Origin of the sequence: Photobacterium sp. GSS17, assembly GCF_028621875.1 — a bacterium.
In the GTDB taxonomy this organism is placed as follows: domain Bacteria; phylum Pseudomonadota; class Gammaproteobacteria; order Enterobacterales; family Vibrionaceae; genus Photobacterium; species Photobacterium ganghwense.
Genome location: NZ_CP117518.1, coordinates 1,660,075 through 1,675,516, shown reverse-complemented (window position 1 = coordinate 1,675,516; position 15,442 = coordinate 1,660,075). Strand labels below are relative to the sequence as shown.

Genomic DNA, 15,442 nt, shown 5'->3' with positions numbered 1-15,442 from the left:
AGGCATTACGGGGTGACTTTGATGCTGGCAATGGCCGACAGTCCCGGGTACACCCGGCCCTGTAAATGATCCGGCAGAGTCAGGTGAATTTTCACCGGCACTCGTTGCACCACTTTGACAAAGTTCCCGGTGGCGTTTTGCGGCGGCAGCAGGCTGAACTGGGCACCCGTTGCCGGGGTAACGGAATCCACCGTGCCGGTAATTGGTGTATCCGGGAACATATCCAGGACGACTTCCACCGACTGACCCGCCGTCACATGGGTAAGCTGGGTTTCCTTAAAGTTGGCATCCAGCCAGACATTGTGGGGAACCAGGGTGACAACCCCCATCCCCGGTTGGACAAATTTCCCGGTCTGCACCTGACGGTTTGCCACAAAGCCATCCACCGGAGCCCTGACGATGGTGCGGTTAAGCGCAATGGTATTGAGCACCAGTTTCGATTCCGCCTGCTGAAGCTGGGCTTTGAGTTGTTCCCGCTCGGCAGACAGGGTGTCGAGTTGCTTCTTGCTGGCTTCCAGCGCGAGGTGGGCATTTTTCAGCGCCACATCGGCTTCAATGGCCTTGGTGTGTTGACTATCAAATGCAGTCTGGCTGATCGACGAAGAGCGAAGCAGCTTGCTGAATCGTGCGCGTTCGGAATGCTGCAGGTTGGCATTGGCCTTTGCACCCTGAATGGCGGCGCTCGCCTGCTCGATGCTGACCTGTTGCAGCCTGATGCGGGACTGGTTATTGGCCAATGCGGACTTGGCGACTTCAATGGCGGCATTGGCAATGTTCACATTGGCCAGATAGTCCTGATTGTCGATGGCAAACAGCGGCTCACCGGCTTTTACCCACTGGTTATCTGCGATATACAGCTCAACGACCCGTCCGTTGACTTCCGGTGAAACGACCGTGATATCGGCTTTTATGTAGGCGTTGTCGGTTGTGACATAGTCTTGCTCTGCCCAGTATTTCCAGCCCCCGAAGGACAAGGTAGCAAGGGCAGTAAGAGCTATGAGGGTTTTCTTCATCATCGTCGTGACTTCTTATGGCTGACTAATGTAGAAAATGTACTGATTGGTACGATAATGGGCGAGCGAAAAGAGTGGAATGTTACTGACCAAAAAATGGAACGATCAGTCGCTGTGAGCCTGATAAGCCGGTAAACAGGATGAGAACAAACAGGGTGAGAGCCGTGCGATGTGAAAAATAAAGCCGCGGTGAGTCGTCACCACGGCTGGAAGAATGCGGTGTGAAAACCGGTGTAGCGCTAGCGCTGTGCCATGATCTCTTCTGTACGTTGAATCAGGTAATCTTTAAACGCCTGACAACGGGCTGGCATCGGATGACGGGGGCGATAATAGAGGTTGATGTCAAACCGGCTGGCAACAAAATCGGTCAGCAGGACTTTCAGGCGGCCATCTGCCAGTGCTTCCCTTACTACCGAATGGGGCAGGTACGCCACGCCAGCTCCCCGGATGGCCATATCCCGCAGAATTTCGCTGTTGTCACATTCCATGGCATCGCTGATGGTGACAGGCCTGTTCACGCCATCAAGGCGGAAGTACCAGCGGTTGCCGCCAACCAGCGTACTGGCATACAGACAGCGATGTTCGCGCAGGGCTTCCGGCTCGGTCGGGGTGCCGCAACGGGCCAGGTAGCTGGGAGCGGCACAGGCGTACAGTGGCTCACTCAGCAAAGGGCGGCGGATCAGCAGAGAGTCTTTTTCTTCGGTTTCGCGATTGGTGGCCTTCGCGCGAATCATAAAATCAACGCGCAGCGGGTCGGTTTCGCCGGCCTCAATAAACAGGCGGAAGTTAACCTGCGGGTGCATTTCCATGTATTCCGCGATAATTTCGCGCAGAAAATACGCAGCATACAGGGGCGTGGAAGAGATGCTAATCACCCCGCGCTGCTCATCGGCCATGTGCTCGACTTCTGAGCAGATAGTATCAATTTCAGGGAGTAATGCCGAAAATCGGCGATAAAGCAGTTCCCCAGCATCGGTCGGGATCAGTTGGCGGGTGCTGCGTTTCACCAGTTCGACGGCCATCAGCGTTTCCAGCTCTTTGACCCAGCGACTGGCCGCTGCGGCGGAAATTCCCCAGGCGTCAGCCGCCTCACGAAATGAACCGTGCTGGATGACTGAGCAGAAAAAGACAATTTTATCCAGTTGTTGCTGGCGGGCGTTGATACCGACCGGGTGCTGAGACATAGGACATCCTTGTTGCAGTATTCTCCGGGGGTATGATGCCCGGAGAATAGGTGCAGACAACCAAGGCAGGGTTAAGTTGCAGTGGGCTTCACAGAGTTCCTGCTCAGCCTTTGGTCGAGCTCACAGCGGGTGTGAAGGAAAACTCAGGTTGAAAGATGTCAATCGGCATGGTTTTCAGGGCCGGATCAATCTGCGGGCGGAACGCCATTTGCGCCAGGATGTCACGTTCCAGATCGATGCCCGGGGCAATTTCCTCCAGCACCAGGCCGGTCGGATCTAGCCGGAAAACGGCCCGTTCCGTAATGTACCGGACCGGCTGGCCGGTTGCGATGGCCCGCTTGGCGGAGAAGGTGATTTGCTCAACCTCGGACACGAATTTGTGCAGCTTGCCTTCCTGCAACACTTTCAGCTCGCCATCAGCAACGTCAATAGTCAGTCCGTTGGCGGTGAATGTGCCACAGAAGTAGAGCGATTTGGCATGCTGAGTGATGTTGATAAACCCGCCGCAGCCGGGCAGTTTGTCACCGAACCGCGAGACGTTGATGTCCCCGGTTTGCGCGCATTGGGCCAGACCGAGAAACGCCTGATCGATGCCACCGCCGTCGTAGAAATCAAACATCTGATCCTGCGTAATGATGGCTTCCGGATGGTGGCTGGCCCCAAAGTCGAGTCCGCTGGCCGGTAATCCGCCGATCGCGCCGGGCTCGACCGTCAGCGTTAGGTGCTCCAACAGACCAATCTGACCGGCAACGGTGGCGATGTACTCCGGTACCCCGATTCCGAGGTTCAGCACGGCCCCCGGTTGTAATTCCATCGCGGCACGGCGGGCGATCAGGGTTTTAGGATCCAGTGTTGTTGCTCCCGCTGCCGTTGTAGAGCGGGTAGCGGCATGGCGGTGAGAGGGGCCGGTGACAAAGGCCGGGTTGAAGCCGGTGGCGAAAGTTTGCATGTGATCGCCTTCATCGTCGCACTTGACGATCGCATCGACAAAGATCCCCGGGATCTTGATGCTGTGCGGATCCAAGGTGCCAGCCGGAACAATATGTTTGACCTGAACGATCACTTTGCCGCCCTGATTACGTGCGGCTTGGGCTGCGGCCAGATTTTCAACCACCAGACACTCGTCTTCCATGGTGATATTGCCGTTTTCGTCAGCGGTAGTGCCGCGAAGGATGGCGATATCAACCGGCAGGCGCTGGTAGAACAGGTACTCTTCCCCGTGAAGATTGACCACACTGATCAGATCTTCCGTGGTCACCGCATTGATTTTTCCGCCTTCCAGACGGGGATCGACAAAAGTATCCAGACCCGTGGTGGTGAGTGTGCCCGGTTTACCGGCGGCAGTATCCCGCAGTAAATGGGAAATCACACCCTGAGGCAGGTTATACCCCTCGATTTCGTTGCTGAGTGCCATTTGCTGAAGTTCGGGTACCAGCCCCCAGTGTCCGCCAATGACCCGTTTCACCAATCCTGGCTTGGCCAGATGGTTGGCGGCACGCCCTGTTCCGTCTCCCTGACCAGCGGCAAAAATCAGCGTTAAGCCTTGTGGGCTGGCCGTCTGGCGGTAGCGCTCGCCCAGTGCTTTAACAAGCATTTCCGGCACCACGGAGCCAATGAATCCTCCCAGCATCACAGCGTGTCCGTTCTCAACCCAGGCGGCCGCCTGCTCGGCGGTAAGTTGGCTGACTGGCATTCGTACTTCCTTTTCACGATTAAGTTGTCAAAAAAGTGTATGAAGTGTTTCATGCCGAATTAATATCCACAGATGAAATTGTTATTTTCATATCTGTCGGTTAACCGTCATGTGTAAGAAATAACTATCTGATAAAAAATGGTTTTTATGTCTTTCGCCTGTTCGTAATCTGCCAGGGAATAGGGCAATACCTTGACTGGGATCCCAGTTTGGGTCCGTCCGGCGCTGAGACGGAAAAAAGCGGTATTTTCAATCATGGCTGCTCGGTCTAGCATGTTAATGACCTGTTACACATGACGTGACCCGGAGAAAAAATATGGATGTTGCTGTAATTTTACTCACCCTGGTGGGCCTGATGTACTTTGCCTACCGTGGTGTGTCTGTTCTGGTTCTTGCCCCGATTCTGGCAATGGCGGCGGCGTTGTTAACCAGTGATTTCCCTTCCCTCTATGCACTTTCAAACGTGTTCATGCCTGCGGCGGCGAACTACATTAAACTTTATTTCCCTGTATTTATTGCCGGTGCCATTTTCGGCAAGTTGATGGGAGCCTCAGGTGCGGCACGTACTCTGTCGGCATTCATCATTAAAAATCTGGGGCCACGCCACGCGATTTTGTCTGTTGTGCTGGCGACAGCCCTGCTGACATACGGTGGGGTGTCACTGTTTGTGGTGGTGTTTGCCATGTATCCCATTGGGGCGGAAACTTTCCGCGCGGCAGGCATTCCGAAGCGTCTGCTGCCTGCAGCTATCACGCTGGGGGCGTTTACCTTTACTATGACGGCATTGCCGGGAACTCCGCAGTACCTGAACACTATGCCGACCATTCCATTTGGCACTACGATTTATGCTGCGCCGGTACTGGGCTTGCTGGCGGCGACGATGATGCTGGTGCTTGGCACGCTCTGGATCAAAATGCGTGCGCGTAAAGCAATGGCTGCCGGTGAAGGCTATGGGGAAGAGTCGGATGCTGAATCTGCGGGTAAGGAATCGGATCCTGCGCCGGGGGTGATCATGGCGCTGGTACCAATTGTGCTGGTGTTTATCATCAACTTCCTGCTGACGAATGTGTATTTCAAGTCACCGGAAGTGGTCGATAACTACAAAGCGCTGGAGGTGAACATTAACGGCACCTGGCCGGTGATTCTGGCTCTGGGCGTGGCGATCGTCTTTATGCTGGCGGCATTTCGTCAGTATCTGTTTGAGCCAAACAAGCAGGTGTTTGATGGTTCTGTGGGTTCGTTGCTGCCGATTTTTAACACGGCTTCGGAAGTCGGTTACGGGGCGGTGATTACTGCGCTGTCAGCCTTCGTGGTAGTGAAAGCCGGGATTGCGGCAATTGATATTCCGGATCTGTTTAAGGTGGCGATTACCTCAACCAGCCTGGCGGGGATCATCGGCTCATCGTCCGGCGGTACCGGGATGGTGCTGGCCATGCTGGGTAATGACTTCATGAGCATGGGCATTAACCCTGAAGTGCTGCACCGTGTGGTGCTGTTGGCGGCGGGTGGCCTTGATACATTGCCTCACTGTGGCGCGGTCATTACGCTACTGGCGGTCTGCCGTCTGACGCACCGCCAAAGCTACGGGGATATTGCTGTGGTGACCATGGCGATTCCACTGCTGGCTGCCTTTACGGTGATAGTGGTACACCTGACGACCGGGCTTGTGTAGCGAGCCTATGTAATCAATTGATGTGCAAGTGATTTTAGCCTAGCCACTTACGCTTATTCACTTAAGCGTAGCCACAAAACCTGGCTGCTATTCTCACACTGAAACGCCCCTGCGCTTACCGCGATATGCGGTCTGCTGACAGGGGCGTTATTCTTGCTGGCAGGGCTGCACGTAAATCGCGTCTGTCGGAAAGCGGCCATCCCGGCTGGGATGCTGGCTGTGCAACCGGCATAAGTCGTGATGGATACTGATCGCCTGCACCCGAAAATTCTCGGTGTGCCACTGACCATCTTCCCGGATACGAATTTGCAAATTTTCGCCGTTACTGACGTGTTCGGGCAGACGAATGTCATAGGTATCGCTGAATGCCAGCAGCCAGTAATCGTCCATGGTTACCAGACGACCTGTCCCCGGTGTTGTGACCGCACTGACATAATCCAGTTTCTGGGCAGCATGCACCGGAAACACTGCGGAAAACACACTCATCCCGACCGCAATCATAGCGCCCCGCAGCGCCCTGAATCTTGCCATCGCTGGGATAGGTCTTGCGATGCTACCGCTCATAGACACCTACCTCTCATAGACACCTACTACTCATTGATACCTACCGCTCATAGACACCGACTATGAATAGGTACCTAGCTGCCATAACAACTCATCACGAAGTGACGGTGATAGATTTAACTATAGTGCGGCCCTGTGGCTAGCCCGGACAAGAAAAGAGACACCGCTGATGCATGAAAGCCACAACAAAAATGCCAACACAAAAAAGCCACGCAAAAAAGCGATGACAGCAAAGCGAATAGAAAAAAGCCTCCGGCACTTGAACGTGCGGAGGCTTTGCATGAAGAGGGCGGATTTACCGGTTAAGCTTCAGACGATGCAAGACTGAGCTCGGGGTTGCTCTGACGACGGCGAAGGGCAAACAGGCAGAAGGCCACAAACCAGACACTGCTGGCGGCGACACCCAGCCAGGACGAATGGGTAAAGCCCATGACCAGATAGCCGAGCAGTGCACCGAACGCGACTGAACCGGCATAAGGTAGCTGAGTGAGCACGTGGTCCATATGGTGACAACCGGCACCCGTTGCCGACAGGATACTGGTGCTGGAAATCGGTGAGCTGTGATCGCCAAAAACTGCGCCAGCCAGTACGGCGGACAGCATCGGCAGTAACATGGTGATGTCACTGGCTGCCGCAATGTCACCGGCCAGCGGCAGCATGATGCCAAATGTTCCCCAGCTGGTGCCAGTGGCAAACGCCATGACACATGACAGCAGGAAGACGACGGCTGGCAACAGTTCTACCGGCAGACTGCCCTGTGACAGTGACGCGAGGTAAACGCCGGTTTGCATGTCGCGTACTACGGTGCCGATTGTCCAGGCAAACAGCAGAATAATGATCGCAGGCATCATGGCTGAGATTCCTTGCGGCGCGGCTTTCAACCAGATTTTTGCCGACAGTTTTAGGCGTAATGCCAGACCCATCGAGACCACCAGGCTGCAGATTGCACCGTATACCAGCGACAGGCCAACGTTGGTATTTTCAAACGCGCCGATCAGGCTGAAGGCTTGTCCTTTACCGGACAGCACATCCGCACCGGACTGAACCATGAAAAAGACGGTTGCCGCGGTCAAGGTCAGGATCGGCAACACCATATCAATCATCCCGCCCTGAGCGGTTTCTGGTGTTTCCATATCCAGACCCGGCGGACGGCCTTTACTGTGATCCCACAGCTGACCTTGCTGGGCGCGGGCTTCATGCTTTCGCATCGGCCCGATATCCAGCTGGAATGCAATAACACAAATCACCATCAGTAGGGTAAAGACCGCGTACAGATTCATCGGCATCATTTCGACAAAGGCGGCGATCGGGCTTTGGTCTGTTAGCTGGTGGGCCGCAAGAATACCGCCGACCAGTGCGATAATGTAGGCACCCCAGGAGGAAATCGGCATCAGGACGCACACTGGTGCGGCGGTTGAATCCAGCAGGTAGGCCAGCTTGGCGCGTGAAATCTGAAACCGGTCGGTCACTGGTCGGCAGATAGCGCCAACAGACAGGCTGTGAAAGAAATCATCAATGAAGAAGATGAAAACCATCAGCCCGGTCAGGGACTTGGCACTACGGCGATCCTTGCACCGTACGGCTGCCCAGTCGGCAAAGGCCTGAGTGGCACCGGACACACTCATCAGACTGATCAGTGCACCGAGCAACAACATGAAAATCAGCATGTTGACGTTATCGTGGTTTAGGGCACCGCCGCTCCAGAAGATAGCCACTATTTTCTGATACAGGTAGTTCAGGGTCTGGGACAGGGAAAATTGGTTCAGCATCAGGGCACCGGCAACGATACCTGCACCCAGTGACAGCAGTACCTGTCGGGTGACGACAGCCAGCAACACCGCCAGCAAGGGGGGAAGCACGGACCAGGCAGAATCCGCAAAAGGAACAAGGCTCATGATCTCATTTCACCTACAACTTAAAGGTGGAGATCTACCAAAAGGACATGTAACGAAATCGACAACCAAGGCATGACGTGTTACCCCTTAGGTAGCGCTCCATAGGAAAAACTATGGCAGTGCTGCGCCTGTTCGACGCAGCCCCAGCGGCTGAGTTTGATGACTCAGTCACTTCGGCGCTGACTCCTTTCCCCGGCTTCATCGGTATCACCCTCTGCTCGGTTACTGATAGGCAGCGCGCCTCTACTGATTTAGGGTTGCTGCGAGCAGACACGGGTCTGCCCACAGCAAATGTTATTATATACGGCTAGTTAGCGATGTCAGCATACAATTCACTTTCAATGACTATTAATTCAGCACTATGAATTGCTTTCGATCAAGGAACTGTTGAACAAAGCGCTGTGGCGGAAAAAACGCTGGCTGACAGAGCGGTGAATCCTTAAACCTCAATCCAGCACAGCGAAGCGACTGACCGTTTAGAGACAACACCGCCGGGGTAAAAGTCCCGGCAGTTGGTTGATTAGTTGGTTGATTGATATGCTGATTGGTTGATATGCCGTTAGTAGTATCAGGCAACGTGGGCCGATTGGCACTCAGTCAGGGAGTCCGGCGGTGTGTGCGTCTCTGCAGGCAGGGCGAAGAACTGCTCATGCAGCGTGCAAATGGCACTCTGGTAGTCATTGTCATCGACCACAAACTGCACGTTGACGTTACGTACCGATGAGTGGGCGGCAATCGGAAAACATTCTGCCTGCATCAGCGCTTGCATCCCCCGCCGCAGTGCCTCATTGGTGTTTATGTTGGCCCCGATGGCAGAAATCATTGCGACCAGTCGCCCGGTAATGGCGGCTTTCGGATATCGTTTCTCCGCCTTATATAACACCTGATTAAGGTTATCGGCACCACCGGTCAGGTAGTAGGTGATTGAGTTTGCGTTCATCTCTTTGCCAATTAAGTTGACGCTCGACTCACGAATCAGTTGCATGATGTCGTAGCCGACATTATCAACGTGACCTACCATCGCCTGATCAAACAGATGCAGCGCAAATACTTTGTCCCGCCCGGCAATGATTTCAACCCGATCCTGCGAGGGGGTAAAGGCATTTGAAATCAGCGTACCCGTGTGCTCTGGCTCAAAGGTGTTCTTGATTTTCAACTCGATATTGTTCTGGCGAAGTCCGGAAGCGGCATTGGGGTGGATCGCTTCCATCCCCAGATTCGCGAGCTGATCGGCCACATCGTAGTTTGTTTCCCCCATAGGCAGAACCGACTCTGGCCCCACGATGCGCGGATCTGCGCTGCTGAGGTGATATTCCTTATGGATGATGGCCTGCCGCGCGCCGGTCAGCACCGCGATGCGGCTAAAGGTCATCTCGCTGTAACCGCGGTCGTACGTTTTCATCAGTCCTTCGTCACAATAGGCGTAACCGGTGACGATAGGCAGTTCCTGACCCAGGTCGATATCGGCAAACGCCTGATTAATGACATCATCCAGATCACCGGTGTACTGATTGTTCCAGCTGGACAGGTCAACAAAGCGCGCATTGATACCCAGCGTTTTCAGCTTCAGGGCGGTATTGAAGGCGCTGTGCGCCTCACCGATGGAGGAGAGAAACTCTCTGACCTGAGGCAGATAGTGGCGCAACGTGAACTGGCCGAATTCGCACATTTCCAGGATGTTGGTGATGCACTGTTTTGCATCCTGAACCCGGGCGCGGATAAATTTATCTGCCCGAAGACGGTTCACCGGATCGGCAAACAGGTTGTCGTTGATCAGCAGCAGGCGCTGCTCCAGATCGTTCATGGCCTGGCGCCAGTCCGGTGAACGTTTGGCGATCAGCTGGTAGATGCCCGGCTTGCCGGTGCGTTTACATTCCAGCAGATCATTGGTGATCCCGGCATAGGCCGAAACCACGAATACTCGGTTGTAGCGCTGCGAGGGACGCAAAATAATATTGTCGAGCACAGCATCGAACGCTGACATCGACGTGCCACCGATTTTTTCTACGGTGTGAGACATAGTTCATCCTTTTGGTTACGGTCACAGCGTGACTGTCAAAGTGAAGGTGTCTGTGTCGTTGGAATCTCAGGTTTCTTCCATTAGTGGATACACGCCGTTTTGGTCGTGAGTCTCCTGACCGGTCAACGGCGGATTAAACACGCAAGCCATGGTCATATCGCCGCCATAGGCACGTAAATAGTGTTCATCGTGCTGATCCAGGATATAGAGCGTACCGGGTTTGATTGGGTAGGTTTTACCTCCAACGACCTCTATTTCGCCTTCCCCGGACATGCAGAACACCGACTCCAGATGGTTCTGGTAGTGAATGTGGGTTTCGGTATCGGCATAAATCGTGGTGATGTGGAAAGAAAAGCCCATGTTGTCGTCTTTCAGGAGCATACGGACGCTTTCCCAGTTTTCTGCGACCACTCGGCGCTTAGTCTGACGGCAGTTTTCCAGTGTTCTTACGATCATCATTTTTCCTTATGAGGCTTTTTTAATGAAGTTGGCTGCTGTTGTTGACACGGCTTGTTCAAACAGCGCGATCCCTTTGGCCATATCGTGTTCGGTAATGGTTAGGGGACAGAAGAATTTAATGACTTCGTCGTCCGGGCCAGCGGTTTCGATCACTAAGCCCTGTTCAAAACAAGCGCGTGCGATCTTACCGGCGATCTCGCCGTCCCGACAGGCGATGCCTGTCATCAGTCCGCGGCCTTTTAGTTCGCTGAAATAAGCCGGGTATTGAGGCACTAACTGCTGGAGAGCGTCTGTCAGCTGTGCCGAACGGGCCTGGATATGCTGTTCAAACTGATCGTCCTGCCAGTAAATTTCAATGGCTTTCGAGGCGGTGACAAAGGCATGGTTGTTTCCGCGAAATGTCCCGTTGTGCTCACCGGGCTGCCATTTATCCAGCTCGGGTTTGAGCAGAACGACGGCCATCGGCAGGCCATAGCCGCTGATGGATTTTGACAGGGTGACGATATCAGGTTTGATTCCGGCTGGTTCAAAGCTGAAAAATGTACCGGTGCGCCCACAGCCCGCCTGAATATCATCGACAATCAGTAAGATATCGTGCTGATGACACATTGCCTCCAGACGCTGTAGCCATTCATCAGAAGCAGCGTTCAGTCCGCCTTCCCCTTGAACCACTTCCAGAATCACGGCGGCAGGTTTGTCCAGGCCGCTGGAATGATCGTTCAACATGGCTTTAAAAAGCGTCAGGCCATCAACGCCATCGGCATAATGTTCATACGGCAGGCGGGTCACGTTCTGTAATGGCTGTGCCGCACCTTGGCGGTGGTGCTGGTTACCCGTTGCAGCCAGTGCACCAACTGATACCCCGTGGAAGCCGTTAGTAAAGGCTACGACGTTCTGGCGACCGGTTACTTTGCGTGCCAGCTTTAAGGCGGCTTCAACCGCATTGGTACCGGTCGGCCCGGTGAACTGCAGCTTGTAGTCGAGATCCCGCGGACTGAGGATCAAATCTTTAAAGCGGGCAATGAATTCAGCCTTGGCCGTGGAATGCATATCCAGTCCGTGCGTCAGGCCGTCCTGGCTGATGTAATCAAGCAGCGCCTGCTTCATTACCGGGTTATTGTGGCCATAATTAAGAGCTCCGGCGCCCGCCAGGAAGTCAAGGTAGGCATTTCCTTGTTCTGTGTATAACCAGCTGCCCTTGGCATGCTGGAACATGACCGGAAAATTGCGTGCATAGCACTGTACGTTTGACTCATGACTTTGAAAAATTGTCATTCTTTAACCTTTTGGGTTGAGAGTTAGCTAGATTTGAGCTCGATCCTGAACAGGTATTCGCTGTCATGATGACCATCGAAATGAGCGTGTTTATCGAGAAACGTCGTCACGTCACCGTGACGTCCGTGATGCTGATTGAATTTGTGAAACAGCGCCCACGAGCCCCTGTTGTCGTCAGTGATGGTGGTTTCGATATAGCGGATACCGGCATTTTCCGGACGGTCGAGTAAAGCTTCCAGCATTCGGAAGCCGACACCGCATCCTCGTGCTTTCGGGCTGACGGCCACTTGCCAGATAAACAAGGTGTCCCGGCGATTTGGCGGTTGATACGCCGAAGTAAACGCAACGATGTTTTCATTTTTCTCGACAACGACGCAGGTATCACGAAAGTGCTCTGCCTGCAGGAAGTTGCAATAAGAGGAATTGGTATCCAGCGGTGGGCATGACGCGATGAGTTCGTGTACCTCAAGCCCGTCTTCCTTGCTGGGTTTACGAAAAGTCAGCGCGTCCTGCTTATTCGCTGTGGTATGCGGGTTCATTACCCAGGGTGCCATCGTAATCATTGGTCGCCACATATGTTTAGAGTTCTAATTAATTTGTTTTTATCATACGACGTTAAAAATTTGTTTCAACCCTAAATGTTTTCCGGTTTGTGTTTGATGTTATTATCGATATGATTTTGTTTGATTAATTTGTTTGTTTTAATTTTTAATGACAATTTTATTGATTTTTATTCTTTGTTTTTGTTTATTTCTCTAATTTATTTTGGGTGAGAGGTTGCGTCAGCACGAGATGCTGTTGATGAGGAAACGGCGGTTTAAGCTGTTGTTCTTGAGGTGGTTCTCGAGGTTGTTTTAGAGGTTGTTTTAGAGGTTGTAGTCGAGGGCGCTGTAGTTGAGGCCTCTATCGGTGAAAACCGACTCAGAAAGTTGGCGTTAGGGACGATTTAATGCATTAAGCCAGATAGTGATTTGCACCGGGCAGTGATCGGACAACTGGTAGTCAGGTAACCAGTGCGCTTCGGGTACGACTTCACGAAATGAGTCTGCCTGCATGAGTAAAGCGGCGCGTCTATCAAGCACGATATGGTCAATAAAATGGGGGAAAGTGCGGGTAACCCAGCGCTTTTTGTTGCGATCATAAAATCGGCTGGGACATTGGCTGTGGGACGGATAACCGGCACGGTTGAGTGCCAATTCAGCAGGCTGACCATCATTAAGTTGCTGCCAGAATCGATCGTTTTCTGCACTCAGGCGGCGGTTGAAATCCCCCAGAATGATAAAAGGAACCGGTTCTCTGGCCCGCTCTTCTGCCCATTGTTCAAGGATCTGCTGTTGGCGGAACAGTTGGTGACAGGCTTTCCGGTCCGCCTTCTTTTGTGGCTTACTCTGTTTATTTGGGGTCTTCTTCTGGCTGAATGAACAACCACTTTTCAGATGCACTGCCAGAAGCCGAAGCACCGGCTTACCGCCCTCCATCAGGGAAATGTCCACGCCATAGCGGAGTGAATGGCGCCCATGCAGATCCAGCGCGGTTAAATCTGGGTGACGCTGAAAGTCCAATTCTTTGCGCAGGGCAAAACCGACAAACTGCGGCCAGGGACGATGCCTGTTTGAAGCTCCCGATATTGCCTGACGATCAGAAAAAACATAGTGGAAACGCCCCTTGCCCAGTAGCTTATCCAGGGCTTTGGAATCCGCCACTTCCTGAAAAGCCAGCACATCGGTGTTTAGTTTTTCAGCCCAGGCTGCCAAGACACGAAAATCTGCGGCATGGCGGGTCGGGAGAGTGCGACGGGGAACATCAGGGTAGATTTTCCGCAGTTCAGCGGGGGGCAGGCTGCTTAACCATTGCAAATTCCAGCTGGCAACCCGGATGTGGGGTATTTGAAAACGGGCAATTGGGCTGTCATATGAATAGCCATCTGCCTGTGAATGGCCATTTGCTTGCCATTGCTCGCCGTGTCGCACTGAATTTTCTTTGGCATCTGCTGTGTTGGTTTCAGCTACGTTGGCTTTTGTTGCGTTGGCCCCTGATGCGTGCGCCGCCGTCAGTATGGTGCACGTTGCCCAAATTACAGCCCCAAAAACACTCATCCAAAGGATTGTTTTACCGGGGGCAGCTCTCCAAGAAACGGCTCTCCATGGCACGACTCTCAATGGTACTGCTCTCCAAGGCTCAGCTTTCCAAGGCACAGTTCTCCATGGCAATAGTTTCCATGACAGCGTACTCCAACGAATAGCTTTCCAAAGTACAGCGTTCCAGAAGAAAGCGCACCAGGAAAAGCTGAGCAAAGCAGCAAGTAAGGAAGCCGGTAACTGTGCTGTGAATGCGAATGAATACATGGCCGGCGAAAACCTGAAGGCTGCCACTGTGCTCGAAGCGAGGCTCCAGGAGACTCGAACCCACATCCTTCTCATCCCTCTTCGGGCTCGTTGAGAATGCCGTTTCACCGTGCGGCAAATCTGTGAGTATGACACAGTAGATTGCAGACAATGGGGGGGAACTGGCAAGGAACGGCTCCAAAATTTACGGGATCTGAGAGGTATGCTTGCACTATATCGTGAGTCGCTACCAGCCCAGTTCATAACGCACTGTTAGGCCTGAGGGATGGTTCGCAGCCTTTTGAACAGGGGGAATTTTGTTACAGCGCTGTCTGCTGCGGCCATCAAACTACCCAGATGTGAGTGTTTCTGTTGAGGGGTTTGCTGTTGCATCGATCTTGGTCAAAAAGGTGTTCTTGTACTTATGTTGCTGATTAACAAAAAATTTTCAGTTGATCACTATCGGTAAGCACCTTTTTGCTCTATCATGTGCTACCTATTTCATATGTTGAGTCTTAACAGCAAGGGATTATTCCGAGAATGAAGGCAAGTAAGGCAAAGTTAGTGGCAGTGGTATTGGCGTCAACAATGGTTTTATCCGGTTGCTCTGCGGTATCAACGGCGGTGAAAAAACGTAATCTGGAAGTGCAGACGCAAATGTCAGATACCATCTGGCTGGATCCTGTTTCCGCGGATAAGAAAACCATTTATGTTCAAATCCGTAATACCACGGATAAACAAATTGATATCTCGGACGCTTTGCAACACAGGTTGGTGGCGAAAGGCTACCGGATTGTGAATGATCCGGCGACTGCGCATTACTGGCTTCAGTCTAACATCCTCAAGCTCGATAAAATGGATTTACGTGAAGCGAATGGCTTTCTGACCAACGGCTATGGTTCCGCGCTGGCGGGTGGCACACTGGGTATGTTGGCAGTCGCATCGCGCTCATCCAGCGGAAACAGCATTGCTGCGGGAGGCCTGATTGGTGCGGCCATTGGTATCGCGGCTGATGCCTTGGTGGAGGATGTCAACTACGCCATGATCACCGATATTCAGATTGTGGAGAAAACTAACCTGAAGGTGAACACCACGCAGACGGCAGATGTGAAAAATGGCTCATCCAGCCACACCACCAGCAATACGACGCTGACCGAAAATAAAAAGCGTTACAACACCCGTATTGTATCAACGGCCAATCAAGTAAACCTGGACTTTGAAGAGGCTAAACCGGTACTGGTCGATGGTCTGGCAACCTCGATATCCGGTGTGTTCTGATGCCATGCTGACCGCCTCTCCGGAGGCGGTTTTTTTCGCGATACTTTCAGCGTATTGTCATACCT

12 protein-coding genes and 1 riboswitch are annotated in these 15,442 nt (G+C 53.0%); of the genes, 2 read left to right on the top strand and 10 right to left on the bottom strand.

Annotated elements, in window-relative coordinates; genetic code table 11:
- Window positions 1-5 precede the first annotated feature (5 nt).
- From PGW97_RS23955 to PGW97_RS23945, 3 genes are all read right to left on the bottom strand, one after another.
- Window positions 6-1,013, bottom strand: coding sequence for an HlyD family secretion protein (locus tag PGW97_RS23955; RefSeq protein ID WP_273860657.1), 1,008 nt, complete (start codon window positions 1,011-1,013; stop codon window positions 6-8).
- 239 nt (window positions 1,014-1,252) lie between these two features.
- Window positions 1,253-2,197, bottom strand: coding sequence for a LysR family transcriptional regulator (locus PGW97_RS23950; protein WP_047885057.1), 945 nt, complete (start codon window positions 2,195-2,197; stop codon window positions 1,253-1,255).
- A 103-nt stretch (window positions 2,198-2,300) separates the two neighbouring features.
- The gene (locus PGW97_RS23945) at window positions 2,301-3,890 is read right to left on the bottom strand and encodes an acyl CoA:acetate/3-ketoacid CoA transferase (RefSeq protein ID WP_273860043.1); all 1,590 of its coding nucleotides are present in this window, start codon (window positions 3,888-3,890) and stop codon (window positions 2,301-2,303) included.
- A 316-nt stretch (window positions 3,891-4,206) separates the two neighbouring features.
- Here PGW97_RS23945 and PGW97_RS23940 point away from each other — a divergent pair, with 316 nt between their 5' ends.
- On the top strand, window positions 4,207-5,562 hold the full coding sequence (locus PGW97_RS23940) for a GntP family permease (protein WP_047885059.1): 1,356 nt from the start codon (window positions 4,207-4,209) through the stop codon (window positions 5,560-5,562).
- A gap of 147 nt (window positions 5,563-5,709) precedes the next feature.
- On the opposite strand, the gene PGW97_RS23935 is transcribed toward PGW97_RS23940, so the two are convergent.
- The 7 genes from PGW97_RS23935 to PGW97_RS23905 all read right to left on the bottom strand — a co-directional run bounded on the left by PGW97_RS23935 (window position 5,710) and on the right by PGW97_RS23905 (window position 13,871).
- Window positions 5,710-6,126, bottom strand: a complete 417-nt coding sequence (locus PGW97_RS23935; protein ID WP_207103908.1) for a hypothetical protein — start codon at window positions 6,124-6,126, stop codon at window positions 5,710-5,712.
- A gap of 302 nt (window positions 6,127-6,428) precedes the next feature.
- A complete protein-coding gene (locus tag PGW97_RS23930) occupies window positions 6,429-8,021 on the bottom strand; it encodes a Na+/H+ antiporter NhaC family protein (protein WP_273860042.1) in 1,593 nt (530 codons plus the stop codon).
- Between the two features lie 84 nt (window positions 8,022-8,105).
- Window positions 8,106-8,275: riboswitch (Lysine riboswitch) on the bottom strand.
- 314 nt (window positions 8,276-8,589) lie between these two features.
- A complete protein-coding gene (locus PGW97_RS23925) occupies window positions 8,590-10,041 on the bottom strand; it encodes an aspartate kinase (RefSeq protein WP_273860041.1) in 1,452 nt (483 codons plus the stop codon).
- Window positions 10,042-10,107: 66 nt separating this feature from the next.
- A complete protein-coding gene (locus PGW97_RS23920) occupies window positions 10,108-10,497 on the bottom strand; it encodes an ectoine synthase (protein WP_273860040.1) in 390 nt (129 codons plus the stop codon).
- Window positions 10,498-10,506: 9 nt separating this feature from the next.
- Window positions 10,507-11,775, bottom strand: a complete 1,269-nt coding sequence (gene ectB, locus PGW97_RS23915) for a diaminobutyrate--2-oxoglutarate transaminase (RefSeq protein WP_273860039.1) — start codon at window positions 11,773-11,775, stop codon at window positions 10,507-10,509.
- Window positions 11,776-11,798: 23 nt separating this feature from the next.
- Window positions 11,799-12,338 carry a diaminobutyrate acetyltransferase gene (gene ectA, locus PGW97_RS23910; RefSeq protein ID WP_242551929.1) on the bottom strand — a complete coding sequence of 180 codons (540 nt, stop codon included), beginning with the start codon at window positions 12,336-12,338 and terminating at the stop codon, window positions 11,799-11,801.
- 372 nt (window positions 12,339-12,710) lie between these two features.
- Window positions 12,711-13,871 carry an endonuclease/exonuclease/phosphatase family protein gene (locus PGW97_RS23905; RefSeq protein ID WP_273860038.1) on the bottom strand — a complete coding sequence of 387 codons (1,161 nt, stop codon included), beginning with the start codon at window positions 13,869-13,871 and terminating at the stop codon, window positions 12,711-12,713.
- 768 nt (window positions 13,872-14,639) lie between these two features.
- On the opposite strand from PGW97_RS23905, the gene PGW97_RS23900 reads away from it, so the two are divergent.
- Window positions 14,640-15,377 (top strand): complement resistance protein TraT, encoded by a 738-nt coding sequence (locus PGW97_RS23900; protein WP_273860037.1) that lies wholly within the window; start codon window positions 14,640-14,642, stop codon window positions 15,375-15,377.
- Window positions 15,378-15,442 lie beyond the last annotated feature (65 nt).